Raw genomic sequence first — 2,575 nt, forward strand, 5'->3', positions numbered from 1 at the left:
TCTAACGAAGTTATCGAGATTCTTAACAAGCTAGGGTGACCAGTTAGTTACTACGATTGGTATAATTTTGGTTGACACATTACCTCTCTAATGCTGTTCGTCTACGGAACTTAATCAACTCAGGCTTTTTCACCACCAGATAAACAGCGGTTGCTGACAACGCGAAGCCTATTGCGCCATAAATGTCGAATGACTCTCCAAAAATGAGCCACGCTTGGATGGCTGTCGTCGGTGGCACTAAGTAAAACACCGATGCCACACTTGAAGAAGCGCCATGCTCTACCATGTAAAGCAGCAAAAGGATGGCAACACAAGACAGAACCACCACCAGCCAGATTAGAGTCAACGTGAATTCTACAGTCCAGTTCACTTGCATAGTTTCGTAACGCATTGCGAACGGTAGAAACAACGCAGCAGAAGCCAAGTATTGCACCATCGCACCGCCGACCATATCTGTCCCCTGACAGAAGCGCTTCTGATACAAAGTGCCGCAGGTAATACCCACCAAAGAAACCAAACACAATAACGTTGCCAGGCCTTTTTGGTCGTCTGACTGCCATTCAATATTGCCCATCAACACCAAGCTAATACCCGCAAAACCGAGCGCTAATCCCAGCCACTGTGCAAAATTAAAACGCTGTGAAGTACAGCTGATCATTATCAATGCCGTCAGAATCGGTTGTAAGCCAACAAGTAGAGAACTCAACCCGGCGGGCATACCCATATCAATCGCGAGATAAGTGCCACCAAGGTAGAAGCCATGAATCAAAATGCCCACCACACAAGCGTGAAAAAATGCTCGACCACGAGGAATACGACGCTTAAGGATTGAAATCAAAACCAAGAATAGCGCCACGTTGGCTACCATCCTAAGTGAAAGTAACGTTGCGGGTTCAGCGTATTCAACACCAAGACGGGCGCCAACAAAGCCTGACGACCACAATAGTACAAACACAAACGGAATCATTTTAATCAGCATTACAAACCTCTGGTCAACTCTTCATCAATGCTGTTACCTTAGTTGGGTACAGATAACTAATAAAGATACAGATATAACACTTTAAATGGTTACAGATTAAGTGTGAGTTACAAGGGGGAAACGTGGAAGAAAAACTCAGCGGCAATAAATATCTCGCTATAGAACAACACATTAAGGCTCAGATCGATAAAGGGCTCTTTCACCCAGACGACCGCTTGCCTTCCATTCGTCAACTCAGTGAACAACTCGGTGTGAGCAAAAACACCGTGATTCGCGCTTATCAAGAACTGGAAGCGACGGGCTGGGTTTATTCTGTGCCTAAATCAGGCTATCGTGTGAAAACACCGAACACCACCATCTGGGATGCACCGAGCCAGCCTCAAAAAGTCGACCTCTTGTCGGTCACCAAATCTGTACTCTCCCGTCCGAAAGGTCGCTTGAAACTGCTTGCTGGTTCTGCACACCCGAACATTAATAACCCTGCCATTCGTAGCTTGTACGCCGAAATCGGTCGCCATAGCCGTTTGCAAACTCAGCTTCCCGGTTATTACCAATTACCTCCCGGCGATGAGCAATTAGTAAAGCAGTTGCTAAAGATCACCCATGATCTAGGCGTGCCTGCGGGATCGAATGAAATTGCAATTACACATGGTGCTCAACAGGCGATCAGTCTGGCTTTACGTGCATTAACCAAACCGGGAGACATCGTGGCGGTCGAGTCGCCCTGTTATTTCGGTAATCTACTTTTACTTGAATCACTTGGCTTGCAAGCCCTTGAAATACCAAGCAGCGTCAGCCACGGAATCGACATTCCTTCACTACAGAGTGCGTTGGACAAATGGGAAGTGAAAACCTTGCTACTAACGCCAAACTTTACCAATCCAACCGGTTCACGGATGCCATTGGCGAACCGAAAAGCATTACTGGAAATCACCGGATCTTTACCGATTATCGAAGACGATGTGTTCGGTAGCTTGGCATTCGACACACCCATTGCCAGCCTCAAAGAGCTTGATGACCAAGATCGAGTCATTTACGTCAACTCTTTGTCCAAGACCTTAGATTCTCGCTTGCGTATTGGCTGGTTACTCTCAGGTCGTTACCAGGCTCAAGTTGAAAAATACCTGTTATGCGACAACATGGGCAGCTCCAATTTAATGCAATCCGCGGTGGGTCAATTTCTCACTACCGGTAAATATCGCAGCCACTTATCCAAAATGAAACGACTCTACCAAGTCAATCAAAAGCAATTCCAAAGCCTGTTAATACAAGCGCTTGATGGCTATGAACACCTTGTTGGCCGCTACCATCTGTCAAAGCCTGAGGGATCTTTTTTAAACTGGATCACGTTACCTGAATCGGTCGATAGCTACGCGATTTATCAAGATTGTTTGAAGCACAAATTGGGAATATTACCTGGCACAGTCTTTGGGACAAACGATCAATATAAACACTGCTTGCGCTTCACGGTAGCGAACATCGAAGAGAGTAAAGAGTGGAAAGAAGGGGTTGTGACACTAGCGAAAATAATCGCGAAGCATACTTCTTTCTAATCGAATATTTCTGACTGCTAGATCATTCAACAATGAATAAACG

Annotated in this window: 2 protein-coding genes; one reads left to right on the top strand and one right to left on the bottom strand. The window is 45.8% G+C overall.

Annotated features, from left to right (window positions below):
• Window positions 1-79: 79 nt before the first annotated feature.
• Window positions 80-979, bottom strand: a complete 900-nt coding sequence (locus tag AB4653_RS10375) for a DMT family transporter (protein WP_102258251.1) — start codon at window positions 977-979, stop codon at window positions 80-82.
• A 122-nt stretch (window positions 980-1,101) separates the two neighbouring features.
• Between AB4653_RS10375 and AB4653_RS10380 the strand changes: the two genes are divergently transcribed.
• Complete coding sequence (locus tag AB4653_RS10380; protein ID WP_102258252.1) at window positions 1,102-2,532, top strand: PLP-dependent aminotransferase family protein; 1,431 nt, start codon at window positions 1,102-1,104, stop codon at window positions 2,530-2,532.
• The last annotated feature ends 43 nt before the right edge of the window (window positions 2,533-2,575 follow it).

The organism is Vibrio sp. 10N.222.48.A3 (assembly GCF_041475345.1).
Taxonomy (GTDB): domain Bacteria; phylum Pseudomonadota; class Gammaproteobacteria; order Enterobacterales; family Vibrionaceae; genus Vibrio; species Vibrio tasmaniensis_A.